Source organism: Stenotrophomonas sp. 96582_Sma (assembly GCF_056480905.1).
Genome location: NZ_CM151122.1, coordinates 4,499,844 through 4,525,724 on the forward strand (window position 1 = coordinate 4,499,844; position 25,881 = coordinate 4,525,724).

Consider the following 25,881-nt stretch of genomic DNA (forward strand, 5'->3'; position numbering starts at 1 on the left):
ATGTTTGCACCGGGCCGGGCCCGGCGACGAAAGGGGATGTCTTACAGAAAAGCAGGTCGCGCCGAGGCTCAGCCGATGACGGCGAGCACGTCGTCTTCGCGCAGGACCTTGTACTCGACGCCTTCGCTCTTGTACGAGCTGCCGGCGTACTGGCCGTAGATGACCTTGTCGCCGACCTTCAGCGACGGCGCGCGCACGCTGCCGTTGTCCAGCGGCTTGCCCGGGCCGACGGCCACGACTTCACCCTTGGTGGACTTTTCCTTGGCCGAATCCGGAATGACGATGCCACCGGCGGAGATTTCGTCGGCTTCGATCGGCTTGACCACAACGCGGTCGTGCAGCGGCTTGATGCTCATGAGAGACCTCTTAAGTTATTGATTGGTCTGAAAAAGTCTGGCGATGTTAGCACTCACCCCAGGTGACTGCCAGCATTGCTCGCGAAAAAGCCCGATGGATCGGGAGCAGGACAGAGATGGAGCTGGCCCCGGACCTTTCAAGGCCGCTCGCGGAAAAAATTTCACTGCCCCGGGCCCACTCGATCTGCGCCCATGTGAAGGCCTGGATGCCGGTGCAACGCGGCAACCCTGTCTCTGGAATCCTCGACTTTTGGTGACTCGCGTCGCACTGTCAGATATCTGACGTTCATTTACGACAAAGTGTCACTGGATCGGCCTTAGGCTCGGCCGCGCATTCCCAATCACAAGGAGTAGTCGATGCGATTGCTGTCCCCGCTTGCCGCCGCCTGCCTGCTGGCGCTGGCCGCCGCGCCGGCCCAGGCCGAGGTCTTCATCAACGAACTGCACTACGACGACAGCACCGCCGCCGGTGACGTCGGCGAAGCCATCGAAGTGGTCGCTACCGCGGGCGAGGACCTGTCCGGCTACCGCCTCTATCTCTACAACGGCAGCAATCCTTCGGCCGCCACGGTCTACGCCAACAATCCGGTCCCGGCCGGCACCGCCGCGGGTTGCGGCAGCGCCACCCTGGCCGTGGTCAGCTACCCGACCAACGGCCTGCAGAACGGCCCGAACGACGGCATCGCCCTGGTCGATGCCAGCGGCAAGGTGGTCCAGTTCCTCAGCTACGAGGGCGCCATCACCGCCTCCGGTGGCCCTGCCGCCGGCATGACCAGCCAGAACATTCCGGTGGCCGAGACCAACAGCACGGCCCCGGGCACCTCGCTGCAGCTGACCGGCAGCGGCAGCCAGTACGCCCACTTCACCTGGGCCGAATCGGCCAAGCAGACGTTTGGCAGCTGCAACAACGGCCAGACCTTCAGCGGGGGTGGCACCCCGGGCCCGAACACGCCGCCGTCGGTCTCCACCACCACCCCGGCCCAGGGCAGCAGCACCTTCCCGGCCGCCGCCGACCTGGAAGTGGTGTTCAGCGAGACGGTGAACCTGGCCAGCGGCGCCTTCGCCCTGAGCTGCGGCACCTCCGGCAGCGTGCCGCTGACCTACCCGGCCAGCGGCCGCAGCGTGAAGCTGTCCACCAACACCGCGCTGGTGGCCGGTGAAGCCTGCCGCTTCGACATCCGCGCCGCGCGCATCACCGACCTGCAGGGCGCACACCCGGCCGCCGACAGCCGCATCGCCTTCACCGTGGCCAGCACCGGCGGCAATCCGGACCCGGGCAACCCGGGCGTGCCGGCCGGTTACTACTCCAAGGTCAATACCAGCAGCCCCAGCCAGCTACGCTGCTCGCTGCACGCCACCATCAAGGGCCACACCGCCTACCCGTACAGCGGCTCGGGCACCAGCACCTGGACCATCCTGGAAATCGCCGACGAGGATCCGAACAACAGCGGCAGGATCCTGGATGCGTACCGCAACCGCAGCTACGCCAAGGTGACCGACCGCGCCGGCAGCGGCGGCGGCCTGAAGTACAACCGCGAGCACACCTGGCCGAACTCGCTGGGCTTTGCCAGCACCACCGGCGACAAGGGCCTGCCGTACGCGCCGTACACCGACACCCACATGCTGTACCTGACCGACGCGCAGTGGAACGCCGACCGTGGCAACAAGCCATTCGGCAAGTGCGACGCCAACTGCGGCGAACGCGCCACCGAGGCCAACAACGGCCAGGGCGGCGGCAGCGGCGGCTACCCGGGCAACTCCAACTGGGTGCGCACGCCGGACGGCAACACCGGCACCTTCGAGGTGTGGGGCAAGCGCAAGGGCGACATGGCGCGTGCGGTGATGTACATGGCGATCCGCTACGAGGGCGGCAAGGATGCGGCCACCGGCCAGTCCGAGCCGGACCTGGAGCTGACCGACGACCGCAGCAGGATCGTCAAGACCAGCAGTTCGCCGGCCTACATGGGCCTGCTCTCGACGCTGATCGACTGGCACCTGTCCGATCCGCCGGATGATGCCGAGCGTGCCCGCAACGACGTGATCTACAGCTTCCAGGGCAACCGCAACCCGTTCATCGACCACCCCGAGTGGGCGACCCCTGGCCTGTTCACCTCGGCCAAGCCGGCCTCCTGCCAGCTGGCCAACTGACCGCGCAACGCAGCGGTCCACTGCCGCCGCCGGGCCCTGACCCGGCGGCGGCCCTATACTCGACGGTCATGTCGACCATCGATCCCGTCCTGCTGCTGTTGACCACCTGCCCGGACCGGGCCAGTGCCGAGCGCATCGCGCACGCGCTTGTTGGCGAGCGCCTGGCCGCGTGCGTCACACGGCTGGAGGGCGCGCAGTCGACCTACCGCTGGCAGGGCGAGGTCACTACCGACACCGAACTGCAGCTGCTGGTGAAGACCACCGCGAGCCGCGTCGATGACGCAATCGCCCGGATCGTCGAACTGCATCCGTATGAACTCCCGGAGTGCATCGCGGTCGAAACCCGGGCCGGCCTGCCGGCGTATCTGGACTGGATCCGGGCACAGACCCGGGAGGACACTGATTGAAGACTTTGTTTGCGCGTGGCGCCGCCCTGTGCGCCCTGTTGTGGCTCTCGCTGCCGGCCTTCGCGCTGGATGAGAAGGACCTGCTGCCGGTGGACCAGGCGTTCGCGCTGACAGCGACCGCCCCCGAACGCGGCCAGGTGCAGCTGCAGTTCAAGATCGCGCCGGGCTACTACCTGTATCGCCACCGCACCAGCGTCAAGGCGGATCCGGCCTTCAATGCCGGCGCGCTGCAGATGCCCAAGGGCGACAAGCACCACGACGATTTCTTCGGCGAAGTCGAAACCTATCGCGAACGCCTGCAGGCCACCCTGCCCGGCACGCCGACCGACGCCGCCGGCACCATCAGCCTGGAAGTGCGTTACCAGGGCTGCGCCGATGCCGGTGTCTGCTACCCGCCGCAGAAGCGCGTGGTGCAGGTCACCCTGCCGGGCGCCGGTGCGGCGGCCGCGGTGCCTGCCGCGCGTGCCGGTGCCGCAAGCCCGTTCAACAACCCGCTGGCCGGTGCCGGCAACAGCGGTGGCCTGCGCCTGCCGGGCGCGGCCAGCAACAGCCAGGCGCTGCCGCTGCCGTCGGAGCAGGCGTTCGGCTTCGACGCCATCGCCAGCGACGGCAATACCCTGCTGCTGCGCTTCAGCCCGGCGCCGGGCTACTACCTGTATCGCGACCGCACTTCGGTGAAGCTGGACGGCAGCACCGGGGTGCTGGCCGACAAGCTGCGCTGGCCTGCCGCACAGTCGCATCGCGACGAACACTTCGGCGATGTCTCGGTGTACTTCAACCAGGTGGAAGTGCCGCTGCCGCTGCGCCGCTCCATCGCCGATGCGGTCGACAGCACTCTGGTGGTGACCTTCCAGGGTTGCCAGACCGATGGCATCTGCTACCCGCCGATGACCCGCCGGGTGAAGCTGTCCATTCCGGCCGGCAAGGTCAGCAGCAGTGCCGACCAGGCGCCACCGCGCAATGAGGTGATCAGCCCGCTGCCTGCTGCCAGCGGCGCACCACGCGAAGCCGCCAACGGCGCGCCGCTGCGCCTGCTGCCAACCGTGCCCAATACGGATGCAACGGCCCCTGCTGCAGCAGGTGACGGCACCGCCAGCCGTGAGTTCGCCGCCGATGCACAGGGCGACAACGCGCTGCGCACGCGACCGCCGGTGACCACGCCGAATCCGGACCGTTCGTTCGTATGGGTCCTGCTGCTGGCCCTTGCCGGTGGCCTGGTACTGAACCTGATGCCCTGCGTGCTGCCGATCCTGTCGCTGAAGGTCCTGAGCCTGGCGCAGAGCGGCGAAAGCCCGCAGCGCGCGCGCAGCCATGCCCTCTGGTACACGCTGGGCGTACTGGTCGCGTTCGCGGTGATCGGTGCGTTGATGGTTGGCCTGCGCGCGATCGGCAACGCCGTCGGCATCGGCTTCCAGCTGCAGCACCCGGGCGTGGTGGCGGCGCTGGCCTACATCATGTTCGCGGTGGGCCTGAGCCTGTCCGGCGTGTTCACACTGGGCGGCGGCATTGGCAACCTCGGCCAGTCGCTGGCCAGCCGCAGTGGCCCGGCCGGTGATTTCTTCACCGGTGCGCTGGCCTGCGTGGTCGGCAGTGCCTGCGTCGGCCCGTTCATGGGCGGCGCGATTGCCTACGCGTTCATTGCCCCGCCGCTGAAGGCGATGACCGTGTTCCTGTTCCTCGGCCTGGGCCTGGCGCTGCCGTTCCTGCTGATCGGCTTCGTGCCGGCGCTGGCGCGCCGCCTGCCCAAGCCGGGCCCGTGGATGGAAACGCTCAAGCACGTGCTGGCCTTCCCGATGTATGCCACCGTGCTGTGGCTGCTGTGGGTGCTGGGCAAGCAGCGCGGCGTGGACGGCATGGCGCTGGTACTGGGTGGCCTGCTGCTGCTGGCCTTCGGTCTGTGGCTGTTTGAACGCAACCGCTGGACCGGCTCGCGCGCCGTCACCCTACTCGGCGTGCTGCTGGCGATCGGTGCACTGGTTCCGGCCTGGGGCGTGACCCAGCTGGCAGCGCCGGCGCGTGCCGCACAGGCGGCCACTGACAACGTGGTCGAATACTCGCCGCAGCTGCTGGATCGCCTGCGCGCCGACAACCGCGTGGTGTTCGTGAACATGACCGCCGACTGGTGCGTGAGCTGCAAGGCCAACGAGCGCGCCGTGCTGTCGCGCCCAGAGTTCAAGGAACTGCTGAAGCGCACCAACGCGGTGTACATGCGCGGTGACTACACCAACGTCGATCCGCAGATCACCACGTTCCTGGAAGAGCACAAGGCCGTGGGCGTGCCGCTGTACGTGGTGTACGGCCCCGGCGCACCGCCGACCGTGCTGCCGACCCTGCTGACCCAGGCGGTGGTCGAGGAAGCGCTGCTGCGCACCGCACGATGAAGTGGCAACGGCCAGCGCTGCTGTGGACAGCGGTGCTGGCCGCCGGCCTCGGCCTGTGGGCCGGGCATCGATTGGCTCCCGCGCCGGCTGCGCCTGAGGCCATGCCAGCGGCGCCTGCGGTGGCGACGGTGGCACCCGCCCTGCAGGTCGGCGACAGCCTGCCCGCGCTGTCGCTGCCCGATCTTGAAGGCCAACCGCTGGACCTGCGCCAGCACGCTGCCGGCCGCCCGCTGCTGATCAACGTCTGGGCCAGCTGGTGTGCCCCCTGCGTGGAAGAGATGCCGGAGCTGGCACGCTTTGCCCATACCCAGGGCGATAACGGTGTGCAGGTTCTTGGCCTGGCGCTGGATACGCCGGAAGACGTGCGCGGTTTCCTGCAGCGGGTACCGGTGGATTACCCGATCGTGATCGAGACACCCGGGCCACGCGATGCCAGCGTGCAGCTGGGCAATACGCAGGGCCTGCTGCCCTACAGCGTGCTGTTCGATGCACAGGGCCGGCTGGTGAAGGCGAAGCTGGGGCCGTTCGCCCACGGCGAGATCGACAGCTGGGTGAAGTGAGGGTGTTTTTTGCAGGGCTTGCAGCCCTGCACCCTGCTCAATGCAACGGCAACAGCCAAAGCCAAAGCGGGCATTCCGTGGGATGGCGGGGCGGTGTCGGAGTGCGGGGACGCTGCAAGTACGTCCCTGTAAGCTTGGCAGCCGCATCCATGCGGCTGACACCCCGCACTCCGACACCGCCCCGCCTCTGACAGATCTTCGCGGCTGTTGGTAGGTGTCGACCTTGGTCGACACATCTGTCAGATATCGATATTCAGAACGGAATCAGACCCCGTGCCGACCAACGGTCGGCACCTACCAAAGCAGAACGCCGTTCCGACAGATCGCAGGAAACTGTCGAAGGCGGGGTGGGTCCGGTTGAGGGGGCGTGAGCCGCATGGATGCGGCGACCGAGCTTACATGGACGTACTTGCAGCGTCCCCCTCAACCGGACCCACCCCGCCAACCCACGGAAAGCCAGCTTTTGACGTTGACGTTGCTCCGGCTTGTAGCGGGTGCAGGGCTGCAAAGCCCTGCAACAGAACCCTCCTTGACCGTAGCCCGTCCGCCACGGAGAATTCCGCGACTAATTCTCATTTGCTGTTGCGCAGGATGCGGGCGGCAGCCTTCCAGGCCCTCCTCCTTCGATGTTCAAGAACGTCCTGTTCCAACTGCACTGGCTGCTGGGCATCACCGCCGGTGCCGTGCTGGCCGTGATGGGCCTCAGCGGCGCCGTGCTGTCCTTCGAGGATGAACTGCTGCGGGCGGCCAATCCCGGCTTCGCCGAGATCGCCGAGCACCATGCCGACGGCCAGCTTCCGCTTGAACTCAGCGAACTGGTGCCGCTGCTGCAGACCGGCAGTGATCGCCCCCTGCAACGCCTGCGCGTGGATGCCACCGGGCAACGGCCCTCGGTGGCGCGCTTCGCCGGTGGCAAGGAACACTGGGTCTACTTCGATCCGTACACCGGCGAGCGCTTCAGCGCCCTGCGCGGGCAGGCGTTCTTCGATTTCGTCGAGGATCTGCATCGCCACCTCGCCGCCGGCGAGCGCGGCAAATGGATCACCGGCAGTTGTGCCATCGCGCTGCTGTTCTTCACCCTGTCCGGGCTCTACCTGCGCTGGCCGCGGCGCTGGTGGCACTGGCGCAGCTGGCTGGCGGTGGAATGGAAACGCAGCGGCCGTGGCTTCCTGTGGAGCCTGCACTCGGTGGTCGGCACCTGGGTGCTGCTGATCTACCTGATGAGTGCGCTGACCGGCCTCTGGTGGTCGTTCGACTGGTATCGCAGTGCCGCCAACACCCTGCTGGGCGTCGCACCGGCCGCCAAGCACAAGGTCGCCACCGGTGCCGCCCTGAACCTGGAACGCATCGAAGCCACGCTGTACGCACTGCCCGGCGTGCGCACCGGCTACATCGACCTGCGCCTGCCGGAGAAGCCGGGGCAGGCACTGAACGTGCGGGTGATGGCCGGTGATCCGTCGCAGCGCGGCGGCCAGCATGACCGCGCGCATGATCTGCTGCAGCTGGACCCAGGCACGGGGGCCACGCTCGATGCCCGCCCCTATGCGCGCCAGGGCGCCGGCGCGCAGCTGGCCACCAGCGTGTTCGCGCTGCACTCGGGCAGCTACTTCGGCGTGCCCGGGCGTGTCGTGGTGATGCTCAGCAGCCTGGGCATGAGCCTGTTCTTCATCACCGGCTGGATGCTCTACCTGGACCGCCGCCGCAGCCAGCGCGCCGCGCGTGACCTGCGCCAGTCGCTGCCAGCAACGCCTGCCGATGGCGGTGGTACGCCGTGGCTGGTGGTGCATGCCAGCCAGAGTGGACTGGGCGAACAACTGGCATGGCGCGCCGCCGCGCAGCTGCAGGCGTCCGGTCATGCGGTGCAGGTGCTGCCACTGGCCCGCGTCGATGCCGCGCAGCTGGCACGCACCGCGCAGGTGCTGTGGGTACTGAGCACCTTCGGCGACGGCGAGCCACCGGATGCGGCGCGAGGCGCTGCACGACGGCTGATGGCACAGACACTCGACCTGTCAGGCCTGCAGTTTGGACTGCTGGCGCTGGGTGACCGACAGTACCCGCACTACTGCGGCTTCGGTCGCCAGGTTGATGGCTGGCTGCTCGGCAACGGCGCGCGCCCGTTGTTCGACCGCATCGAAGTCGATGCCGCCTCGGTAGCGGCCTTGCGCCAATGGCAGCTGCAGCTGGGCGCGCTGACCGGCATCGTCACCGATGACAGCGTACTGCCAGCGGCCACGCAGATGCATGAGTGGCGGCTGCTCGGCCGCGACCGGCTCAATCCGGGCAGCATCGGTGGTGCCATCTGGCGCATCCGTCTTGCGCCACCGGCCGACGTGCAGTGGCAGGCGGGCGACATCCTGCATATCGCGCCCCGGCACAACGCACGGCACGCCAGCGCCGTGTTGAAGGCACAGGGGTTGGATCCGCTGCAGCCGCTGCTGGTGGACGGCCACCCACGCACCCTGCTGGCGCTGGCCAGTGAACGCGAGCTGCCCGAGGCCGACGCCGCGCTGGCGGTGCAGGATGCCTGCCTGTGGCTGTCCGGATTGCCAACGCTGCCCGGACGCGAATACTCCATCGCCTCCTCCACGAGTGATGAAGTGGTGGAACTGGTGGTGCGCCTGGTGCATGACCTGTCGGGTCGAGCCGGGCTGGGCTCGGGCTGGCTGGCGCTGCATGCCCCGGTCGGTGCCAGCATCGTGGCCCGTGTGCATCGCAACCCCGGTTTCCATCGCATTGGCGGTGTGCCGATGGTGCTGATCGGCAATGGCACCGGCATCGCGGGTCTGCGCAGCCTGTTGCGCGAAGCTGCCCATGCAGGCGAGCACGGGCACTGGCTGCTGTTCGGTGAGCGCCAGCGCGCGCACGACTTCCTGTTCGCCGACGAGATCGAAGCGTGGCAGGCCGATGGCCATCTCGCGCGGGTGGACCTGGCGTTCTCGCGCGATGGCGAAGGTGGTTACGTGCAGGATTGCCTGCATGCCGCCACCGATGCGCTGCGCGAATGGATGCAGCGTGGCGCGGTGATTCATGTCTGCGGCTCGCTGCAGGGCATGGCCGAAGGCGTGGACCAGGTGCTGCGCGCTGCGCTGGGCGATGAGGTTGTGGAAACGCTACTGGAGACCGGGCGCTACCGGCGCGACGTGTACTGAGCCACAAGGGTAGTGCCGGCCGCTGGCCGGCAGGATCATCGACGGTGCCGGCCAGCGGCCGACACTACCGGAGCGGGATCAGGCCGCAGCGCGCGCCTGTGGCATCGACTGCAGACGGAACGCGCCCACGGCTTCTGCCAGGGCATGCACCTGCGCCTGCATCTGCGCGGTCGAGGCCCCCGCCTCTTCCACCAGACTGGCGTTGCGCTGTGTACTGGCTTCCATCTGCACGATGGTCTGGTTCACCTGTGCGATGCCGGCATGCTGGTCCTGCGACGCGCTGCGGATCCCGGCCAGCAGGTCCGCCAGCTGCTGCACGCTGCCGACAATCTCGCCCATCGTGGTGCCAGCCTGCTCGGCCTGCTGGTTGCCCTGCCCGACACGCGCCACCGAATCCTCGATCAATCCCTTGATCTGTTTGGCCGCCTCCGCACTGCGCTGTGCCAGCAGGCGCACTTCGGCAGCCACGACGGCGAAGCTGCGGCCCTGCTCTCCGGCACGCGCCGCTTCCACCGCCGCGTTGAGCGCGAGGATGTTGGTCTGGAAGGCGATGCCATCAATCAGCTGGGTGATGTCACCGATCCGCCGTGAGGCTTCGCTGATGCCATGCATGGTTGCCACCACCTGGCCGACCGCCTCGCCGCCGCGCTGGGCCACTGCCGCCGCGCCCTTGACCAGCGCATCCGCACGGCCAGCGGCGTCAGCATTGCGGCCCACGGTATCGGTCAGCTCGTGCATCGACGCTGCCGTCTCTTCCAGATTGGCCGCCTGCTGCTCGGTGCGCTGCGACAGATCGTGGTGACCGGCAACGATCTCGCCGACACCGGTATCGAGGCTGGACGTGGCCTGCTGGATGCGGGTGACGATGCGGCCCAGTTGCGCGACGGTGGCGTTGGCATCATCGCGCATGCGCGCGAACACGCCCTGCAGTTCACCTTCCATGCGCACGCTGAGGTCACCGCGGGCCAGCGCAGCCAGCAGCGCCTGCAGATCGCCGAGGTTGGCCTCGAAGGTGGCCAGCAAGCGGTTGATGCTGGTGGACAATGTACGTACGAAGCCCTGCTTGCCCTCCAGCGCGATGCGCCCGTGCAGGTCGCCGTGCGCGGCCGCGTCGACCAGGGCCGCAACTTCGGTTTCCAGCAGGGTTTCCAGCGCGCGGCTGCGCCATTCCACCGCCACGCCGAGGAAATGCTCCTCGTCGACAATGGGATTGGCGACCAGCTGATAGCGCACACCGGAATGGCCGATCTCGCGTTCTTCGCGTTGTCGCACGCCAGCCAGGCTGGCCAGCGCCGGATGCAGGCGTACCGCATCGCTGCCCACCAGCTCATCGCTCTGGCGTTCCAGCTGCAGCAGCAGCGCCGGGTTGGCATAGGCCACCAGGCCTTCGGCATCGACCACCATCAGCCCGGTCTGCGCACTGTCCAGCGCCTGGCGCACGCGGGTGTTGCCGCGGGCCACCGCACGCTCGGTCTCGATGCGCGCGCGCAGGCGCTGCTGCATGTCGACCAGGCGCTGGGCCAGCTGGCCGATTTCATCGTTGGCGTTGTAGACGCGCAGGGTGGTGTCGAGGCGGTCGTCGGCGATGTCGCTGGCGAAACGCAGGGTGTCCTGGATCGGCTGGCGCACCGCACGCAGCGCCAGCACCAGGCTGGTGATCAGCACGCCGGCCACCAGCAGCAGGGTCAGTGCGAACAGCACGCTCATCGTGCGCGCGCCGACCTGCTGGCGCGCCTGCGCCCTGGCCAGCGCTGCCACCTGCGCCTGCTGGAAAGCGGCCAGCGCCGGCGCTACGCCCGCGGCGGTATCCAGCAGCGACTGCGCTTCCACATCCAGGCCGACGCGGGCAGCGGTATACCCCAGCAGTGCGCCCTGATAGCCCTCCATCCCGCTGCGCAGGGCGTCCTGCGCATCCGCAGGCAGGCCCGCCAGCGCGAGGTCGAACGGCAGCTTTTCCTCGCTGGCGCGGTCGGCGTGAGTGGAATCACCGTCGAGCAGCAGCAGTGCCTCCTGCCTACGCATCTTCTGCAGGGACAGCGCCAGCGACGGCCGCTGCAGCGCATCCACCTGCACCTGCAGGGTGTCGGCGGCCTGCTGCAGCTGTGCGGCAAGACCGGCATCACCGCGGCCCATTTCATCGACACGTTCAAACAGGGCGGCGACACCCTGCGAGAACGCGTCGGCCGATTCGGTCAGCACCTGCAGCGCCTTGCGCCGGCCGGCGTCCATCGGCATCGCGCGAAGCGCCTGCAGGTCAGCCTGCAGGGCCTTCTGTGTTGCCAGCAACTGGCTGCGGTCAGCATCATCGAAACTGCGTGCATACTGGGTCTGCAGGCGGCGCGCTTCGGCCACCCGCGTGGACAGGCTGGCAGCCAGATCGCTGCCGCGCTGGTAGCTGGCCTGGCCGCGCGCGGCCAGGGCGTTGGCATGGCCAGTCCAGGCGTAGACAGCGGCGATCGCCACCAGGCCCAGACCACAGACCCACAGGGTCGCCTTGAGCTTGTTGGCCACGCTGAGCCGATGCGGCTGCAGCCACAGCAGCAGGCCGGGGGACGCCGAGCGCAACGTGGCAAGACGCGTGCGCAGGGACCGGAGGTGGGGGACAACGGCCGACATGACAGACTCCAGGCGGAAGGACGCACCTGTATCGGCCGGATTCAGAGCAACTTTAGACCTTTCTTCGTCTGCGTCCCGCCGTCGCTGGCGGACGCGGTCTTTGTACCGGGTGCAGGCGACGGGGGCATGACACGGCCGCCGTGCTTGACCTCAACCCCGGTTGGGGGAGCACAGTGGACCTCCCTTCCCCGCCCGGTGCCCCCATGACGACGCTTGATGTCCCCCGCTACCTGCAGCGCCTGCAGCTGGATGCGCCGCCACCACGGACCCTGGCCGGCCTGACCCTGCTGCAGCAGCGCCACAACGCACTGCTGCCCTTCGAAACCCTCAGCTGCCTGCTGCGCGATGCGGTGCCGATCGACCTGGACAGCGTGCAGCGCAAGCTGATTGACGAGCGCCGCGGTGGCTACTGCTTCGAACTCAATGGTGGGTTGCTGGCGCTGCTGCAGGCCTTGGGCTTCGATGCCCAGCCATTGAGCGCGCGCGTACTGCTGGCCGCCCAGGACGGCGAACTGACCGCGCGTACCCATCTGCTGCTGCGCGTGCACGTGGACGGCGATGACTGGCTGGTGGATGCCGGTTTTGGCAGCCTGACCCCGACCGTACCGCTGCGCCTGCATGACCCGCAGCCGCAGGCCACCCCGCACGAACGCTACCTGTTGCAGCGGTTGGAAGACGGCGGAGATTTCATGCTGTCGGCCGAATCCAGCGAGGGCTGGCGGGCGATGTACCGCTTCGATCTGCAGGCGCCGGCGCCGATCGACAACGTGGTGGGCAACTGGTACGTCTGTACCCATCCCGATTCCAGTTTCCCCGGCCAGCTGCGCGCGTCGCTGACCGGGCCGGACTGGCGCTGCACCATCGGCAGCGGCAACTACACCGAGTACCGCCCCGGACAGGCACCGGACAAGCGCCCGCTGCATGATGTGGGTGATGTGCGCGACGTGCTGGAGCAGCGCTTCGGCATCCAGCTGCCGGACGACCCGCGGCTGGATCCAGCGATCAACGACTGGCTGCAGCGCTCGCGCGCCGCGACGCTGTAGAGTCGACGTTACGGCGCTGTGCGCGCCTGCAACGCAATGCGGTTGCCTTCGCTGTCGCGGATCTCGGCCACGCGCCAATCGCCGGCATCGGCCGGTCCGAAGCGCAGCTCGGCTCCGGCCTGCAGCGCACGGTCGAGGCTGGCATCCAGGTCATCGACGCCGATGTAGATGCGCGCGCCCTGTTCGGAAGGCAGATAGTCCGCACCATGCACCAGCGCAATGCTGGCACCGGCGGCCTCATCGGAAAACGGTAGATAGGCCATCCGGCAGTCATGCAGCACGATGGGTTCGTCCACCGCAACCTGCAGCCATCGCTGGTAGAACGTGATGGCCCGGTCCAGGTCACTGGCCGGGATTTCCACATGCAGGATCGGGTTCACTGACATTCCTTGCCACGTCCACTCAGATGATGCGCAGGGTAATCGCCTTCAGCACTGCACGGGTGCGATCGCGGGTGCCCAGCTTGTCGAGTATGGCGGACACGTAGTTCTTCACCGTGCCCTCGGCCAGGAACAGGCTGCGCGCGATCTCCTTGTTGCTGTAGCCCCCGGCCAGCAGGCGCAGGATTGCCACTTCACGTTCGCCGAAGGTATCGGTGGGTGGCGCTTCATCGTGGAAGCGGTAACGCGCGCGCACCGGATCGGTACTGACCGGCAGCAGCAGGGTCTCGCCAGCGGCAACGCGTTCGATGGCCTCGCGCAGGTCGGCCGGCGCGGCATCCTTGAGCAGGAAGCCCTGTGCGCCGGCCTCGCTGGCGCGCAGCAGCAGATCACTTTCATCGAAGGTGGTCAGCAGCAGCCACGGCGTGGCATCCCCGCGCGCGCGCAGCTGGCGCAGTGTCTCGATCCCATCCAGCCCGGGCATGCGGATGTCACTGAGCACCACATCCACGCGCTGCGTATCCAGCGCATCCAGCAGGGCCTGGCCATCCTCGGCCTCCAGCACCACGTCCACGCCCAGCCCCTGTAACAGGGCGCGCAGGCCGGCGCGGACCAGCGCCTGGTCATCGGCCAGCGCCACCCTGATCATGGCGGCACTCATGCCGGCAACCGCGCGGTCAGATGCATGCCGCCCTGCGCCGTTCGGGCCAACTCCAGCCGCCCCTGTACGGCCGCCAGACGCTCGCGCATGCCGGCGATGCCATTGCCCTCGCGGATGCGTTCGGCGCGCTGGCCGTCATCGCGGATATCAATACGCAACTGGGAATCCTCTTCACTGATCGTCAGCCACACGGTGTCTGCATTGCCGTGGCGGGCGGCGTTGGTCAGGGCTTCCTGTACCAGCCGCAGCACGGTCTCGGCCATCAACGGGTCAGCCACGCGCACCCCGTCGCCGATCTGCAGCTGCAGCTTCGGTCGTGGGAAGGGTGCGGCCAGCGCATGCAGCGCGGTGGCCAGATCGAGGCCGCGATCATCGCGCATCGACTGCACCACCTGGCGGATGTCGGCCAGCAACTCGCCGGACAACTGTTCGGCCAGCACCAGCCCATCGCGGCCGGCCAGCGCAGGGTCAGCGGCCAGGGCGCGCAGGTTGAGCCGCATCGCGGTGAGCTTGTGCCCGGCCACATCGTGCACCTCGCGCGCCAGGCGCAGGCGCTCGGCATCGCGTGCGCTGTCGGCCAGCAGCGCGCGGGTGGCCAGCAGGTCGGCGTTGACCCGAGCCAGGTCATCGCGGGCCAGCGCCGTGCTGCGCGCATAGTGCGCGGTCAGCGCGGCGAAGGCCTGGAAACCGCCATACAGCAGCACCACCAGCAGCGGCTGGCTGAAGCCGCTGTGGCGCAGCACGGCGTACACCGCCAGGTTGGCCAGCAGCGCAACGCCCAGCACGAAGCGCGGCGGCCAGTGTTCGGCCAGCTGTGCAACCAGCACCACCAGCAGCACCGGGGCGGTACCGGTACGCGGCTGCAGCGCAACCAGCGCAATCGCCAGCAGCGCCTGCAACACCGCAGCGGCGGCGCGCACGCGGGATGGCATCGACGCCCAGCCGTGCACCACGAACAGCAGCAGGAACACAGCAAGCAACAGCAGGCTCAGCCCGGCGCCACTGCGCTGCACTGCGAACGACAGGCCGACCACCAGCACGGTGATCAGGCCGGCAAGGCTGAGCGGACGCAACAGATGGCGGAACAGGCTGGGCATGGCCAGATGCTGACGGCCGCGCACGCCGGCGGCAATGGGTCCGGCGCAGAAAGTGACTTCTGGCACGTCGAATCGATGACCACTGGCCCTGAACCCGGTGCAGCGCCCCACGCAGACTGGCTCCACACCGCCACACACACTTCCGGAGCCACTGCCATGATCCGCACCGCCCTGCTCAGCACTGCCTTGACTGCCCTGGCCTTGGTCGGCAGTGCCCACGCCGCCGACCTGGCCGTGACCGTGCACGACGTCCGCGCGCAGACCGGCACCCTGCGCGTTGCGCTGGTCGGCAACGCCGCCGCCTGGGACGGCAAGGCCAGGCCCGTGCAGGCCCAGCAGGCGGCGCCCAGCGGCGACAGTGCCCACTTCACGTTCAAGGGCGTGCCGGCCGGCAGCTATGCCGTGCTGCTCACCCACGACGAGAACGACAACGGCAAGCTCGACACCAACCTGGTCGGGATGCCGGTGGAAGGCTACGGCTTCAGCAACAACCCGCAGGTGATGCGCAAGCCGACCTTCGACGAGGCGAGCGTCGACGTGCCGGCCGCCGGCACCGCCATCGACATCACCCTGCGCTGATTCCGCATCCATACCCGAGGCCACCATGGACCGTCGCCGCTTCCTTCGTACCCTGCTCAGCAGCAGTGCCTGTCTGGCCCTGGGCGCCACCGCGCTGCGCAGCGCTCCCGCCTTCGCCGGCGACCCGGCGCGGTTCGCGCAGGGCATGCAGGAACACCCGTGGCTGCTCGGCTGGCGCAGCGTCGGCAGCGAAAGCCTCGGCCCGGCCACCGTGCAGTTGCAGGGAAAGCTGCCGTCAGGCCTGGCCGGTACGCTGTACCGCAACGGCCCGGCCTGGACCGAGCGCGATGGCTTCCGCTACGACCACTGGTTCGACGGCGACGGCATGGTGCATGGCTGGCGCTTCAATGGTGACGGCAGCCTGACCCATCACGGGCGCATGGTCGCCACGCCGAAATTCACCCGTGAACAGAAGGCCGGCCGCTTCCAGTATCCGGCTGCCGGCACCAGCGTTCCCGGTGCGCTGGCAGTTCGAAACAACGACGATGCCAACGTGGCAAACACCTCGGTAACCATGATCAATGGCCGCCTGTTCGCGCTGTGCGAGTCCGGCTCGGCGTTCGAAGTGGATCCCGATTCGCTGCAGACACTGGGTCCGGTGACCTGGCGTCCGGACCTCGCTGCACTGCCGTTCTCGGCGCACCCGCTGCGCGACCGCGACGGCAGCCTCTGGAACTTCGGCTCGATCAGCCTGATGGGGGGCCATGGCCTGCTGGTCTGGCACATCGGTGCGAACGGCCAGCTGCGCAGCGCCAATGTGATCGAAACACCCGAGCATGGCTACCTGCATGCCTTCGCGATGACCGACCAGCACCTGGTGTTCGTGATGATGCCGTTCGATTTCACCGGCGCAGGCAGCAGCTTCTTCGAGCGAATGCAGTTCGCGCCTCAGCGTCCTGTGCGCATCGCGGTGGTCGCCAAGGATGCGCCGGACAAGGCGCAATGGTTCGAGGCCCCGTTCGCGGCGATCTACCACTTCGGCGACGCGTTCACCCGCGATGGCGGCATCGTGCTGCGCGCAGTTCGCCACGACGACATCAATGAGGCGCGCTCGCCGATGAAGGAAGCGATGGCCGGTGATGGCGCACACGCTGCCAACAGTGGCGCCAGCCTGGTCGAGCTGCATCTGGACCTGCGTCGTGGCCAGGCCCGCTGGCAGATGTTGGGCATCAGCGCAGTGGAGTTCCCGTTGTTCGACCCGCGCTCGGCGAACACACGTGGCGCACGGCTGTATGCGCCGACCATCGACGGCACGGCCAATGCGCCGTACTTCAACGCCGTGGCCGCGTTCGACATCGAGCACGGGCGCCGCCAGCTGTGGAACTATGGCCCGGACATCATGGCCGAAGAGCATGTGTTCGTACCGCGCCCGGGCAGCCGCAACGCCGATGATGGCTGGCTGATCGGCACCCTGCTTGACCCGGTGAACAAGCGCAGCGGTCTGGCGGTGCTCGATGCCCGCCACCTGGACGACGGTCCGCTGGCACAGGCCTGGCTGCCGTATGCGGTGCCATTGGGCTTCCACGGCACCTTCGCCGCGCGCGGCTGATTCCACGCCACGCGGACACCGTTATTGGCATGCTGGGTCTCCCCTGCCCCGTGGAGTCCCGCATGTCCCTGGCCGACCACCGAAGTACGCTGGCACCACACGGTTTCCTGCGCGTGGCGATCAACCTGGGCAACCCGGTGCTGGCACAGGGCGATGCGCGCTCACCGCGCGGCCCCTCACTGGAACTGGCTACCGCATTGGCGCAACGGATGGGGGTGCAGGCTCGCTTCACCTGCCACGATGCCGCAGCCTCGGTGGTCGAGGCAGCAGGCGAAGACGGCTGGGATCTGGCCTTCCTGGCCATCGATCCGGCACGTGCCGACCGCATTGCCTTCAGTGCCCCGTACCTGGAGATCGAAGGTACCTATCTGGTTCGCGCGGACAGCCCTGCGCAGCAGGTAGCCGACCTGGATCGCGAGGGGCTGCGCATCGCGGTGGGGCGTGGCGCGGCCTATGACCTGTTCCTCAGTCGCGAACTGCGCCATGCCACGATCGAGCGGGCGGAGACCTCGGCGGCGGCCATCACCCTGTTCGATCAGCAGCGCCTGGATGCCGCCGCCGGTGTACGCCAGCCGCTGGAAGCATGGGCGCAGGCGCATCCCGGCCACCGTGTGCTGGCCGACCGCTTCACCGCGATCCAGCAGGCAGTGGCGGCGCCGGCCTCACGCCCGGCCGATGCATTGCGGACGTTGTTCGAGGAAGTGGAGGCGATCAAGGCCGGCCCTTTGCTTGAGGAAGCGTTCGCGCGTGCCGGGCAGGCGGTCACGCTGGTGCGATGACTGTAGAGTCGAGCACCAGCAGTCGAGCATGGCTCGACGCTACAGATCCAGATGCAATGGTCGAGCATGGCTCGACGCTATAGATGTGCGTCTGCCATGTGCCGCACGTGCTCGGCGGCCTGCGCATGCAGCCAGTCGCGGAACGCGAGGAAGCCACGATGGCTGGCCGAGCGCTGCGGGTACACCAGCCAATGCGGCCAGTCGGTCTTCAGGCGCTGGCTGGACAGTGCGACCAGCTGGCCCGAATCCAGCAGCAGCCGCGCCCGCGTCACCCGCCCGAGCGCTACGCCCACGCCATCCAGAGCGGCGCGATGGTGCGCCTCCGAATCATCCAGCACCGCCACGAAACGCGACGGCGGGCTCTGCCCGCTCAACGCGAACCAGGCGCCCCACGCGCCGTCCGGATCACCGAGCAGCGGCCACCGGGTCAACGGCACACGGTCAATGCCGCCCATGCGTTCGATCAGCGCCGGGCTCGCCATCGGCACCAGCCACTCGTCGAACAGCGGTTCCACCACCAGGCCCGGCCATTGCCCGCTGCCCAGACGCAGCGCGGCGTCGAACTGGCGCTGCCGCTCGAAATCGATCAGGCGTTCGCTCGACTGCAGGTTGATCTCGATCTGTGGATGCTCGGCCACGAAGTGACCCAGGCGCGGCACCAGCCAGGCCGACGCCATCGACGGCACCGCGCTGATCGTCAGCACGTGCTCGGCACGTGCGGCATAGGGCTGGAAGGCTTCGTTGATCGCATCCAGATGCGGTCCGACCTGGTCGAGCAGGCGCTGCCCCTCAAGGGTGAGGGTGACACCACGCGGCTGGCGGATCAGCAGCGGCTGCCCGAGCCGTTCTTCCAGCTGCCGCATCTGATGGCTGAGCGCACTGACGGTCACATTCATCGACGCGGCGGCACGCGTCAGGTTGCCGAGCCGGGCAGCAGCCACGAAGCCCTGCAGGGCATGGAGCGGAGGGCGGGACATCAGGCTTGAATTTCTCTCAAGGCATGCTTGCGGAAATGTCGCTTTTTGCCCGTCCATGCTGCCCGTATCGTGCAATCCACTCAAGTGGAGGCACGCTCATGAACATCTTCAGCGGCTTGTTGTTCCTGCACGGCCACGTGGCCAGTGCCGAGCTGGCATGCCAGCTGGCCAGCCCGTCCACACCTGCCCCGCAGTGCGCGCGGCAACCGGCCGCGCCGGTTCAGCCGCCGCGAGCCCGTTGAACGCTCCTCAACCTGCATACCAGCGTTGGATGTGTTCAGGCAGCCACGGGATCGGATCGATGTCCAATGCCCGACAACCGTCGAGGGTGTCACGCAGCGCGCCCTCGCCGGGGCCATCGGGGATCCGCAGGCCTTCCTCTTCGGGAAGCTGCACCGCAGCCCAGTCGTGCAACCGGTCCATGCGCAGGCGAAGGGCGGCTCGCAGCCACCCCTTCAGTGGATAACAGCGATAGCCCTGTTCGCCCAGGCCGGCAACCGCGAGCGACAAAGCGTGGTTGGCACCACGCACCCATTCGGTGCGGCCTCCAGCCTTGTCCTGGACCGTCATCGGCGCCGGCGCGCGGTGCGCTTTGAACGGCGAACGCAGCTGCAGCTCCAGATCCCGCGCATCGCGCTCGCTTTCCGCTTCCACCAGCGCACCGGCGTCGAGATCGAAGAACTCGAACCAACGCCGATGCAATGCGCTGATGCGCCCAAGCGGATCACGTGAGAAACCAATCTTCGCGTAGTCTTCCCACGCACAGGGGAAGACGTAGGCGAAGACACGACCGTCGATGCGGATATCCGACTGCATGTACGCAGGCTGCCTCGACAACAGCCCGCGTGCAACCGGGCGTTACCGTGGACGCTGCAGCGCTTCCTGCACCGCGGCAGCCACGTCGGTGTTGTCGATGTAACTGCCGTCGTTCCAGCGCACGTGCTGACGGTAGCCGGCATCAACGCCCCGCACGCGCTGGCCCAGCAGCTCCGCGCCCGCGCCCTTGGCCCACAACGGCACCAGCGCATTGGAATGGTTGCCGGTGGGACGGAAGCTCATCCCCGGCATGCGCCCACGGCCGTTGTTGCGCACCGGCTCGAAGGCGACGTTCTGTGCATCTGGGCCCATCGGCATGCTGTTGTCGTGGTCGGTGGTGACGATCAGCAGGTTGCGCTCCCAGCCACCGTTGCGTTCGATCCACTCGATCACTGCTGTCACCGCGTCGTTGAACTCCACGGTTTCCTCGATCAGCCGGCCGTACTGCGGCTGGTCGCTGCACTGGCCGTAGTGCCATTCAGTGCCGCAGGCACTGGTATGGGCGGCCCAGTCGGTGGCGCCACCTTCCACCATCAGGAACAGCCCCTTGGACGAACGCTGCTGCAGGAATTGCAGCGCACCACGGGTCATGGTCGCAAGATCCGGCACGCTGTCGATCTTCCTCACACCGGAAGGTGTGGCCGCATCCTTGCCCAGCACCTGCAGCTGGCGCGCCTGCTGCAGCGTGTTGGCCACGCGCGGCACGCCGATCAGCGGCCGGTCTGCCGGCAACCGTCCCTGCGCCAGCGCGGCGAACGCTTCCTTGCTGCGGATCAGGCGCCACGGCCCCGACGGATTGCCGCCGATGGTGCTGCCCGCTTCCAGCTGCTGCCAATCCTGCTGCGACACCCATTCCCACGGGTTCGCGCAGCCCTCGACCTTGGCCGCGCCGGCACTCTCGTCACAGGCGCGACCATCAACGCTGTAGCCCGGGCCTCCGGTGCCCATCACCAGATCCATATGCCCCTGCGCCAGCATCTGATGGGCGATGGCGTGATAGTTGTTGCGCGATTCGTTCTGCGCCGCGAACGCGGCCGGCGTGGCATGCGCGAACGGTACCGAAGTCACCACGCCGGTGGCCATGCCCAGCCGCTTGGCGCGCAGCGTATTGAACTCGACCGGATTGCCATCGTTGTTGAAGTTGATGGCGTTGTTGTAGGTCTTGATGCCCGAGGACAACGCGGTGCCCGCCGCCGCACTGTCGGTAGCCACCGCAGCCAGGTACTGGTAGCCCGCAAACGGCAGGTCCTGCGCAGGAACCGGCGTGTCATCCCAGGCCTTGCCCGCGTCGTAGCCCAAGGTCTGCGCGTTGTCGCGGGTCGGCTGGCTGCTGGCATTCAACGGGAAGGTGGTTACCGCCAGGCGCTGCGGAAAATCCGCATACGGCGCCCGTTCGCGGCTGCCGTATTGCCAGTAGGCGGCGGCGTCCCAGGTGCCCCAACCGGCACCGTCGTTGATCATCACGATCACGTTGTGCGGGCGCGCTGGGCCGGAAGCAACAGCCTCGGCGCGCAGATTGGGCTGGCAGCCGCCAAGTGCGGCCAGCGCGAGCAGCAACGAAGAATGAAGCCAGCGGCGTGGAATGCGTGCAGTCATCGGGTGTCCCGTCGGGCCATCGGCGGCCCACAATGTCGATACGTTATATCGTTGCAATATTGCAGCTTCATGCAGCCGCCGCGGGCTATCCTGCAGGCCCTCCTCCATCGGCCCTTCCATGCCGTCTCCTGCTCCTGCGCGTGCACCGCTGTCCTCCATCACCCTCGATGCGGCAACGTTCGCGGTGATGCACCAGCACAACGCGGACATCGCCAGGCAACCGGCCTCGCTGACCAAGCTGATGACCGCCTATGCGGCGTACGAATGCGTCGAAGAGAACGGAGGCGCGTGGGACGAAGCGGTCACCATCGCCACCGGGGATGTGCACGCGGTGGCCGATGATGAAACACGCATGGGCCTGGTGCCCGGTGAAACAGTCACCCTCGCGCGCCTGCTGGAAGGACTGATGATCGTCTCCGGCAATGACGCGGCGCTGGCCATCGCGCGCCATCTGGACGGATCACAGCCTGCGTTCCTGGAGCGCATGAACCGGCACGCGCGCCAGCTCGGCCTGCGCAGCAGCTGGTTCGCCAGCGTGTCCGGCATCACCACCCCGCACCATGCGTCCAGCGCGCGCGACATGGCGGTGCTGGCCGCCTGCCTGTTGAACGATCATCCGCAGATCCTGGCGATCACCGCGCAGCGCGTGTTCGCGCACGGCAGCTTCAGCCGCAGCAACCAGAACGCCCTGCTTGGCGATGACGGCGTGGATGGCTTGAAGACCGGCTACACCCAGGCCGCAGGCTTCTGCCTGGCCGCCACCGCCTGCCGGGCAGTGCCCGGGCGGGATCAGCCGGTACGCCTGATCACCGTGGTGCTGGGTTCTGAAAGCCGCGACGCACGCGATGCCCTTGTGCGCGAGCGGCTGGCCGCCGGGTTCGCGGCGCTGGCCGACAGCACCGCCGACGCCTGAGCGGCTCAGCGTCGCTTGACCGTTGCCACGATCAGCCGCTGCAGCTCGGCTTCGGCTGCGGCCTTGTCCAGCGCGCCTGCTGCCACGGCTTCGGACAGGGCTTCGGCCGCACCGAGAATCGCCCAGCGTCCCGCCAGCGATACCGTGCCGTCGGCAGCAAACGGGCCCAGCCAGGCGTCGCAGTTGTCGATGAAATCCTGCTGGTAACGCCGCCGTACCTCGTGCAGTTCCGGAGCGCCCACCAGCGCGGCGAGGATGCCCTGCACTTCACTGCCCTGGCTGAGGATGCAGTCGATGTAGCCGGAGGCGATGGCCGCCGCACGATCGGCCAACTGCGCCCGTGCGCGGCCGATGCGCTCGTTGAAGACCACCGTCTGGCGACCGTCGTAGTCATCGTAGAGCGCGGCCAGCAGGCCGTTGCGGGTCACGAAGTGATCGTAGGCCACCGGCTTGGTCACGCCCGCGGCCTCGGCCAGCCGACCCAGGGTCAACGCGTCGGTGCCTTCTTCGCCAACCAGCGCCCAGGCCACGTCCAGCAACTGGCGGGCGCGTTGCTCGCGGGTCAATCGGCGGCGCGTGGGAGCGGCGTTGGCAGGCATCGGCGGAACACGGCGATCAGTGCATCGGAGTTCCGATTTTACGGCCGATCGCCAGCGCGGTCTGCAGATGCGTTTCGGCCGCACCGGTATCGGCATCCAGCAGCAGGTCTGACGTCAGCACGCGCGCGCCGCAGTAGTCGAAGATGCCCATGTCGATCTGCGTCTTCATCGCCGCGCCGTAGCCACGACGTTCGACCATGTCCGCGCCGGCTCCACCGATGCCGACCAGGTGCACGCGCAACCGCTGCAGCTTCTTCTGCACCTTGCCGTCTGCACCGTCCTGGTAGGCCCAGCCCTGGGTGAACACGCGATCGATCCAGCCCTTCAGCAGCGCGGGGAACGACCACCAGTACAGCGGGTAGACCAGTACCAGCGTGTCGGCAGCATCCAGCCGCGCCTGCTCGGCGGCGACGTCGGCTGGAGGTGCGCCGGTGCCACGGAACAGCGCCTGGTCGTGCGTGTTGAAGCGCGGATCGAAGCCTTCGGCCATCAGATCGGCATGGGTCACGGTATTGGCGGCATCCGTTGCGGTGATGGCTTCGCCGATGCGCCTGGCGATGGCATGGGTCAACGCGGCGGATTCAGGATGGGCGGTAACGATGAGGGTGTGCATGGGGGATGTCCGGAATTCACTACCTACCAATAGTAGTTAATGACGCCCGGGACACCAGCGCCATGCGTGGGACGCTGTTTCCGCATCCGCCGTATAGTGCGGCGGTTCCCGCTGAGATACCCGACGATGCACCGATACCTGCTCGCCCTTCTGCTGGCCCTGCCGATGGCAATGGCCGTTGCGCCAGCGCTGGCCGGTGAGCTCAGTCCGGAAGACTCAGCCGCATTGCGCCAGGACGTGCAGGCGATGATGGGCGCATTCGCCCGCGGCGATGCCGAGTTGATCATCGCCCGAACCCATCCCAGCCTGAAGCGCCTGGCCGGGGGCGATGAGGCCTATGCGCGTATGACTCGCGACACCCTGAAAGAGCTGCGCAAGGCCGGGGTCACCATCATCAGCGACGAGGCCGGCGTGCCGGGCCGCACCTATGCAGCCGGTGATGAGGAAGTCTGCTTCGTGCCACGCCAGTCGCTGCTGCGCGTGCGCGAGGCGCCGATGCGCAGCACCTCGTTCATGCTCGCCGTGCGCCGCGTCGGCACAGCCCAATGGAGTTTCATTGACGGTGCTGCGTTGCTGGACAATCCCGCGCTGCTGCGGCAACTGCTGCCGGCGTTGGAGCCTGGGGTGACGCTGCCCAAGGGTGGAATGGAAGCGCTGTAATCGCAGGCGCATCCATCCACGCATGGCGTGGATCTACTTCCGTCTGCTGGCCTGGGCCAGTGCCGGCGTTTCCCTCAACGGAACAGCGCGTTCAACGCGGCCCCGGAAGCCGCCTGCTGTAGGCCATCGAAGCGGCCGTCCTGCACGATCGGCTGGGTCGCCTGCATCAGCCCACCCCACGCCGCACGCGCCAGCGCACCGCCCAGGCTGACCCGGCGCACGCCGAGTGCGGCGATGTCCTGCAGGCTCAGCGGTGTTGGCCCACCGACCAGCAGGTTCACCGGCTTCGACCCTGCGGCGGCAATCACCGCGCTGATCTGCTCGCGCGTGCTGATGCCCGGTGCATACAGCACATCGGCGCCGGCCTCGGCATAGGCGCGCAGGCGCTGCAGGGTGTCCGGCAGATCCGGCACGCCGACGAAGAAGTTCTCGGCACGGCCAACCAGCAGCACGTCGCCGCCCGCGCGGTCGATGGCTGCACGGGCAGCGCGCAGGCGCTCCACCGCCTGATCGATCGGACGCAGCGGTGCATCGGCGACGCCGCTGGCATCCTCGATCGACAACGCCGCGATGCCGGTGTCGATTGCCGCGGCCACCGCCTCCTGCACCTTCTGCGGCGTATCACCGAAACCATCGCCGAAATCGGCGTTCAACGGCAGCGGCGTCGCTGCCGCCATCAGGCGCAGATGGTCCAGCGTGGCCTGCAGCGAAACCGCTCCGTCCGGCCGCCCTTCGCTCCAGGCACAGCCGGCACTGGTCGTGGCCAGTGCCTGGAAGCCCTGCCGCTGCAGGTAGCGCGCACTGCCCACGTCCCATGGATTGGGCAGTACGAAGCACCCTGCTGCATGCAGCTGGCGGAAGGCCGCGCGCTTGCATTGGGTATCGGCATCGGGCGAGGTCATGGCGGGCTCCGGGGCGGCAGACCTGCACCCTAGCCCGCCCTGCAGCCGCGCTCAACGACGACGGGGCAAACCTGCATGAGGTGATGCCACCTGCTTATTGGACGCTGTGGATGCAGGTGCCCGAGCGTGCTTGCCTGCCCACACGATGCCGCCACGGAGCCCTTCATGCACCCGGACCCGCTGACCTTGATCGACGCCGGCGACGATGACGCCCACTGGGCCGACCTGCTTTCGCCCACACGCCGCCGCCTGATCGCATCGGCCGGTCTGGCCGCCGGCGGCCTGGCCAGTGCGTCGACCGCCGCCGCAGCCCCGCGCGGCGAAAGCACGGTGAACACCACCGAACCCGGGCGCCCCGGCTTCCGTGCCATCGTCCCGCCGCCGGTGAAGGGCAGCAGCCCCTGGGGCCAGGTCACCGCCAGCGAACCGACCCCGCGCCCAGCCAGCGTGCGTCCCGGGGAGGCCACCCTGCCCGCGACCCCACGTGCCTACACCGACATCAAGAGCTATCACGCGCATATCTACTTCGACGAGGACAGCTTCGAGAAAGCTGCGCTGCTGCGGCGCTGGGCGGCCGAGCGCTTCCCGGTGGAGCTGGGCAATTGGAACCTGGAACCACGCGGACCGCACGTCACCCCGTCGTTCTATTTCGGCTTCACCAACGACCTGCTGCCGGTGCTGGTGCCATGGCTGCAGCTCAACAGCCTGGGCCTGACCATCCTGATCCACCCCAATACCGGTGATGGCCGCGCCGACCATCTGTATTACGCGTTGTGGGTGAACCGCGCGCAGCCGGTGAACGCCTACAACTGGCCGGCACCGAAGCCGGGGGAACGGGAGCCCTTGGAGGAGGTGTTCCCGAACGTGGTGCCGACGGTGCCGCTGGAGACGTGAGCGGGTGCGTGGCGGGGGCGGTGGGTGGCGTGCAGCGCACCTTGGGCTGCCCCTCGGTGGGTGCGTAGCCTGCTGCGCACCGAACTTCCTTCATCCACGCATGGCGTGGATCTACCGCATCACCGCCCGTTGCGGCATCGGTCATCGCCCGGCCTGCCGCCATCGTCGGCCTACGTGCACGCATCCCCCAGCTGCACGGCGTTCAG

24 protein-coding genes are annotated in these 25,881 nt (G+C 68.0%); 13 read left to right on the forward strand and 11 right to left on the reverse strand.

Annotated features, from left to right (window positions below; all coding sequences use genetic code 11):
- Positions 1–68: 68 nt before the first annotated feature.
- Positions 69–356 (reverse strand): co-chaperone GroES, encoded by a 288-nt coding sequence (locus tag ACZK2R_RS21110; protein WP_006396661.1) that lies wholly within the window; start codon positions 354–356, stop codon positions 69–71.
- Positions 357–713: 357 nt separating this feature from the next.
- Here ACZK2R_RS21110 and ACZK2R_RS21115 point away from each other — a divergent pair, with 357 nt between their 5' ends.
- From ACZK2R_RS21115 to ACZK2R_RS21135, 5 genes are all read left to right on the forward strand, one after another.
- A complete protein-coding gene (locus tag ACZK2R_RS21115) occupies positions 714–2,504 on the forward strand; it encodes an endonuclease (RefSeq protein ID WP_032130048.1) in 1,791 nt (596 codons plus the stop codon).
- A 68-nt stretch (positions 2,505–2,572) separates the two neighbouring features.
- Positions 2,573–2,911 carry a divalent-cation tolerance protein CutA gene (gene cutA / locus ACZK2R_RS21120; RefSeq protein ID WP_180837435.1) on the forward strand — a complete coding sequence of 113 codons (339 nt, stop codon included), beginning with the start codon at positions 2,573–2,575 and terminating at the stop codon, positions 2,909–2,911.
- Entirely contained in the window at positions 2,908–5,292 is a 2,385-nt protein-coding gene (locus tag ACZK2R_RS21125; RefSeq protein WP_180837437.1) for a protein-disulfide reductase DsbD domain-containing protein, read from the forward strand. Before cutA ends, ACZK2R_RS21125 begins: the two co-directional genes overlap by 4 nt.
- Positions 5,289–5,852 (forward strand): TlpA family protein disulfide reductase, encoded by a 564-nt coding sequence (locus ACZK2R_RS21130; RefSeq protein WP_180837439.1) that lies wholly within the window; start codon positions 5,289–5,291, stop codon positions 5,850–5,852. The genes ACZK2R_RS21125 and ACZK2R_RS21130 overlap by 4 nt, the downstream gene beginning before the upstream one ends.
- A gap of 626 nt (positions 5,853–6,478) precedes the next feature.
- On the forward strand, positions 6,479–9,001 hold the full coding sequence (locus ACZK2R_RS21135) for a PepSY domain-containing protein (protein ID WP_478487645.1): 2,523 nt from the start codon (positions 6,479–6,481) through the stop codon (positions 8,999–9,001).
- Positions 9,002–9,079: 78 nt separating this feature from the next.
- On the opposite strand, the gene ACZK2R_RS21140 is transcribed toward ACZK2R_RS21135, so the two are convergent.
- Positions 9,080–11,617: a methyl-accepting chemotaxis protein gene (locus ACZK2R_RS21140; protein WP_180838681.1), complete on the reverse strand. Its 2,538-nt coding sequence runs from the start codon at positions 11,615–11,617 to the stop codon at positions 9,080–9,082.
- Positions 11,618–11,820: 203 nt separating this feature from the next.
- Between ACZK2R_RS21140 and ACZK2R_RS21145 the strand changes: the two genes are divergently transcribed.
- Positions 11,821–12,660, forward strand: coding sequence for an arylamine N-acetyltransferase family protein (locus ACZK2R_RS21145; RefSeq protein WP_125895609.1), 840 nt, complete (start codon positions 11,821–11,823; stop codon positions 12,658–12,660).
- A gap of 8 nt (positions 12,661–12,668) precedes the next feature.
- Here ACZK2R_RS21145 and ACZK2R_RS21150 read toward each other — a convergent pair whose 3' ends face one another.
- Genes ACZK2R_RS21150 through ACZK2R_RS21160 form a run of 3 tightly spaced genes read right to left on the reverse strand, consistent with a single transcriptional unit; the run spans position 12,669 to position 14,798 of the window.
- Positions 12,669–13,040, reverse strand: coding sequence for a VOC family protein (locus ACZK2R_RS21150; RefSeq protein ID WP_125895608.1), 372 nt, complete (start codon positions 13,038–13,040; stop codon positions 12,669–12,671).
- Between the two features lie 22 nt (positions 13,041–13,062).
- Positions 13,063–13,701, reverse strand: a complete 639-nt coding sequence (locus ACZK2R_RS21155) for a response regulator transcription factor (RefSeq protein ID WP_125895607.1) — start codon at positions 13,699–13,701, stop codon at positions 13,063–13,065.
- Positions 13,698–14,798, reverse strand: coding sequence for a sensor histidine kinase (locus ACZK2R_RS21160; protein ID WP_219631054.1), 1,101 nt, complete (start codon positions 14,796–14,798; stop codon positions 13,698–13,700). Before ACZK2R_RS21160 ends, ACZK2R_RS21155 begins: the two co-directional genes overlap by 4 nt.
- A gap of 156 nt (positions 14,799–14,954) precedes the next feature.
- On the opposite strand from ACZK2R_RS21160, the gene ACZK2R_RS21165 reads away from it, so the two are divergent.
- The 3 genes from ACZK2R_RS21165 to ACZK2R_RS21175 all read left to right on the forward strand — a co-directional run bounded on the left by ACZK2R_RS21165 (position 14,955) and on the right by ACZK2R_RS21175 (position 17,705).
- Positions 14,955–15,377, forward strand: a complete 423-nt coding sequence (locus ACZK2R_RS21165) for a DUF2141 domain-containing protein (RefSeq protein WP_180838679.1) — start codon at positions 14,955–14,957, stop codon at positions 15,375–15,377.
- Between the two features lie 25 nt (positions 15,378–15,402).
- Entirely contained in the window at positions 15,403–16,926 is a 1,524-nt protein-coding gene (locus ACZK2R_RS21170; RefSeq protein WP_125895605.1) for a carotenoid oxygenase family protein, read from the forward strand.
- Positions 16,927–16,988: 62 nt separating this feature from the next.
- The gene (locus tag ACZK2R_RS21175) at positions 16,989–17,705 is read left to right on the forward strand and encodes an ABC transporter substrate-binding protein (protein WP_180838678.1); all 717 of its coding nucleotides are present in this window, start codon (positions 16,989–16,991) and stop codon (positions 17,703–17,705) included.
- A gap of 77 nt (positions 17,706–17,782) precedes the next feature.
- Here the strand turns inward: ACZK2R_RS21175 and ACZK2R_RS21180 are convergent, their stop codons facing one another.
- Positions 17,783–18,682 (reverse strand): LysR substrate-binding domain-containing protein, encoded by a 900-nt coding sequence (locus tag ACZK2R_RS21180; protein WP_180838677.1) that lies wholly within the window; start codon positions 18,680–18,682, stop codon positions 17,783–17,785.
- A 98-nt stretch (positions 18,683–18,780) separates the two neighbouring features.
- On the opposite strand from ACZK2R_RS21180, the gene ACZK2R_RS21185 reads away from it, so the two are divergent.
- A complete protein-coding gene (locus ACZK2R_RS21185; protein WP_180838676.1) occupies positions 18,781–18,924 on the forward strand; it encodes a hypothetical protein in 144 nt (47 codons plus the stop codon).
- 7 nt (positions 18,925–18,931) lie between these two features.
- Here the strand turns inward: ACZK2R_RS21185 and ACZK2R_RS21190 are convergent, their stop codons facing one another.
- Both ACZK2R_RS21190 and ACZK2R_RS21195 read right to left on the reverse strand, forming a co-directional pair.
- Positions 18,932–19,498 (reverse strand): GIY-YIG nuclease family protein, encoded by a 567-nt coding sequence (locus ACZK2R_RS21190; RefSeq protein WP_180838675.1) that lies wholly within the window; start codon positions 19,496–19,498, stop codon positions 18,932–18,934.
- Between the two features lie 42 nt (positions 19,499–19,540).
- Positions 19,541–21,094 (reverse strand): alkaline phosphatase, encoded by a 1,554-nt coding sequence (locus ACZK2R_RS21195; protein ID WP_180838674.1) that lies wholly within the window; start codon positions 21,092–21,094, stop codon positions 19,541–19,543.
- Between the two features lie 118 nt (positions 21,095–21,212).
- Here ACZK2R_RS21195 and ACZK2R_RS21200 point away from each other — a divergent pair, with 118 nt between their 5' ends.
- Positions 21,213–22,007, forward strand: a complete 795-nt coding sequence (locus ACZK2R_RS21200) for a D-alanyl-D-alanine carboxypeptidase family protein (RefSeq protein ID WP_180838673.1) — start codon at positions 21,213–21,215, stop codon at positions 22,005–22,007.
- 5 nt (positions 22,008–22,012) lie between these two features.
- On the opposite strand, the gene ACZK2R_RS21205 is transcribed toward ACZK2R_RS21200, so the two are convergent.
- Positions 22,013–22,606 (reverse strand): TetR/AcrR family transcriptional regulator, encoded by a 594-nt coding sequence (locus tag ACZK2R_RS21205; RefSeq protein WP_180838672.1) that lies wholly within the window; start codon positions 22,604–22,606, stop codon positions 22,013–22,015.
- Between the two features lie 16 nt (positions 22,607–22,622).
- Positions 22,623–23,219, reverse strand: coding sequence for an NAD(P)H-dependent oxidoreductase (locus ACZK2R_RS21210; protein ID WP_032129565.1), 597 nt, complete (start codon positions 23,217–23,219; stop codon positions 22,623–22,625).
- 126 nt (positions 23,220–23,345) lie between these two features.
- On the opposite strand from ACZK2R_RS21210, the gene ACZK2R_RS21215 reads away from it, so the two are divergent.
- The gene (locus ACZK2R_RS21215) at positions 23,346–23,879 is read left to right on the forward strand and encodes a hypothetical protein (protein WP_180838671.1); all 534 of its coding nucleotides are present in this window, start codon (positions 23,346–23,348) and stop codon (positions 23,877–23,879) included.
- 74 nt (positions 23,880–23,953) lie between these two features.
- On the opposite strand, the gene ACZK2R_RS21220 is transcribed toward ACZK2R_RS21215, so the two are convergent.
- A complete protein-coding gene (locus tag ACZK2R_RS21220; RefSeq protein WP_180838670.1) occupies positions 23,954–24,781 on the reverse strand; it encodes an isocitrate lyase/PEP mutase family protein in 828 nt (275 codons plus the stop codon).
- Positions 24,782–24,946: 165 nt separating this feature from the next.
- On the opposite strand from ACZK2R_RS21220, the gene ACZK2R_RS21225 reads away from it, so the two are divergent.
- Positions 24,947–25,675: a DOPA 4,5-dioxygenase family protein gene (locus ACZK2R_RS21225; protein ID WP_049401742.1), complete on the forward strand. Its 729-nt coding sequence runs from the start codon at positions 24,947–24,949 to the stop codon at positions 25,673–25,675.
- Positions 25,676–25,881: the final 206 nt, after the last annotated feature.

Excerpts from the sequence above, each read along its gene's own strand:
- ACZK2R_RS21110 (WP_006396661.1), bottom strand. The coding sequence starts at position 356 with ATGAGCATCAAGCCGCTGCACGACCGCGTTGTGGTCAAGCCGATCGAA.
- ACZK2R_RS21190 (WP_180838675.1), bottom strand. The coding sequence starts at position 19,498 with ATGCAGTCGGATATCCGCATCGACGGTCGTGTCTTCGCCTACGTCTTC.
- ACZK2R_RS21170 (WP_125895605.1), top strand. The coding sequence starts at position 15,403 with ATGGACCGTCGCCGCTTCCTTCGTACCCTGCTCAGCAGCAGTGCCTGT.
- ACZK2R_RS21210 (WP_032129565.1), bottom strand. The coding sequence starts at position 23,219 with ATGCACACCCTCATCGTTACCGCCCATCCTGAATCCGCCGCGTTGACC.
- ACZK2R_RS21205 (WP_180838672.1), bottom strand. The coding sequence starts at position 22,606 with ATGCCTGCCAACGCCGCTCCCACGCGCCGCCGATTGACCCGCGAGCAA.
- ACZK2R_RS21165 (WP_180838679.1), top strand. The coding sequence starts at position 14,955 with ATGATCCGCACCGCCCTGCTCAGCACTGCCTTGACTGCCCTGGCCTTG.
- ACZK2R_RS21220 (WP_180838670.1), bottom strand. The coding sequence starts at position 24,781 with ATGACCTCGCCCGATGCCGATACCCAATGCAAGCGCGCGGCCTTCCGC.
- ACZK2R_RS21215 (WP_180838671.1), top strand. The coding sequence starts at position 23,346 with ATGCACCGATACCTGCTCGCCCTTCTGCTGGCCCTGCCGATGGCAATG.
- ACZK2R_RS21140 (WP_180838681.1), bottom strand. The coding sequence starts at position 11,617 with ATGTCGGCCGTTGTCCCCCACCTCCGGTCCCTGCGCACGCGTCTTGCC.
- ACZK2R_RS21155 (WP_125895607.1), bottom strand. The coding sequence starts at position 13,701 with ATGAGTGCCGCCATGATCAGGGTGGCGCTGGCCGATGACCAGGCGCTG.
- ACZK2R_RS21180 (WP_180838677.1), bottom strand. The coding sequence starts at position 18,682 with ATGTCCCGCCCTCCGCTCCATGCCCTGCAGGGCTTCGTGGCTGCTGCC.
- ACZK2R_RS21195 (WP_180838674.1), bottom strand. The coding sequence starts at position 21,094 with ATGACTGCACGCATTCCACGCCGCTGGCTTCATTCTTCGTTGCTGCTC.
- ACZK2R_RS21200 (WP_180838673.1), top strand. The coding sequence starts at position 21,213 with ATGCCGTCTCCTGCTCCTGCGCGTGCACCGCTGTCCTCCATCACCCTC.
- ACZK2R_RS21115 (WP_032130048.1), top strand. The coding sequence starts at position 714 with ATGCGATTGCTGTCCCCGCTTGCCGCCGCCTGCCTGCTGGCGCTGGCC.
- ACZK2R_RS21130 (WP_180837439.1), top strand. The coding sequence starts at position 5,289 with ATGAAGTGGCAACGGCCAGCGCTGCTGTGGACAGCGGTGCTGGCCGCC.
- ACZK2R_RS21175 (WP_180838678.1), top strand. The coding sequence starts at position 16,989 with ATGTCCCTGGCCGACCACCGAAGTACGCTGGCACCACACGGTTTCCTG.
- cutA (WP_180837435.1), top strand. The coding sequence starts at position 2,573 with ATGTCGACCATCGATCCCGTCCTGCTGCTGTTGACCACCTGCCCGGAC.
- ACZK2R_RS21225 (WP_049401742.1), top strand. The coding sequence starts at position 24,947 with ATGCACCCGGACCCGCTGACCTTGATCGACGCCGGCGACGATGACGCC.
- ACZK2R_RS21145 (WP_125895609.1), top strand. The coding sequence starts at position 11,821 with ATGACGACGCTTGATGTCCCCCGCTACCTGCAGCGCCTGCAGCTGGAT.
- ACZK2R_RS21135 (WP_478487645.1), top strand. The coding sequence starts at position 6,479 with ATGTTCAAGAACGTCCTGTTCCAACTGCACTGGCTGCTGGGCATCACC.
- ACZK2R_RS21185 (WP_180838676.1), top strand. The coding sequence starts at position 18,781 with ATGAACATCTTCAGCGGCTTGTTGTTCCTGCACGGCCACGTGGCCAGT.
- ACZK2R_RS21160 (WP_219631054.1), bottom strand. The coding sequence starts at position 14,798 with ATGCCCAGCCTGTTCCGCCATCTGTTGCGTCCGCTCAGCCTTGCCGGC.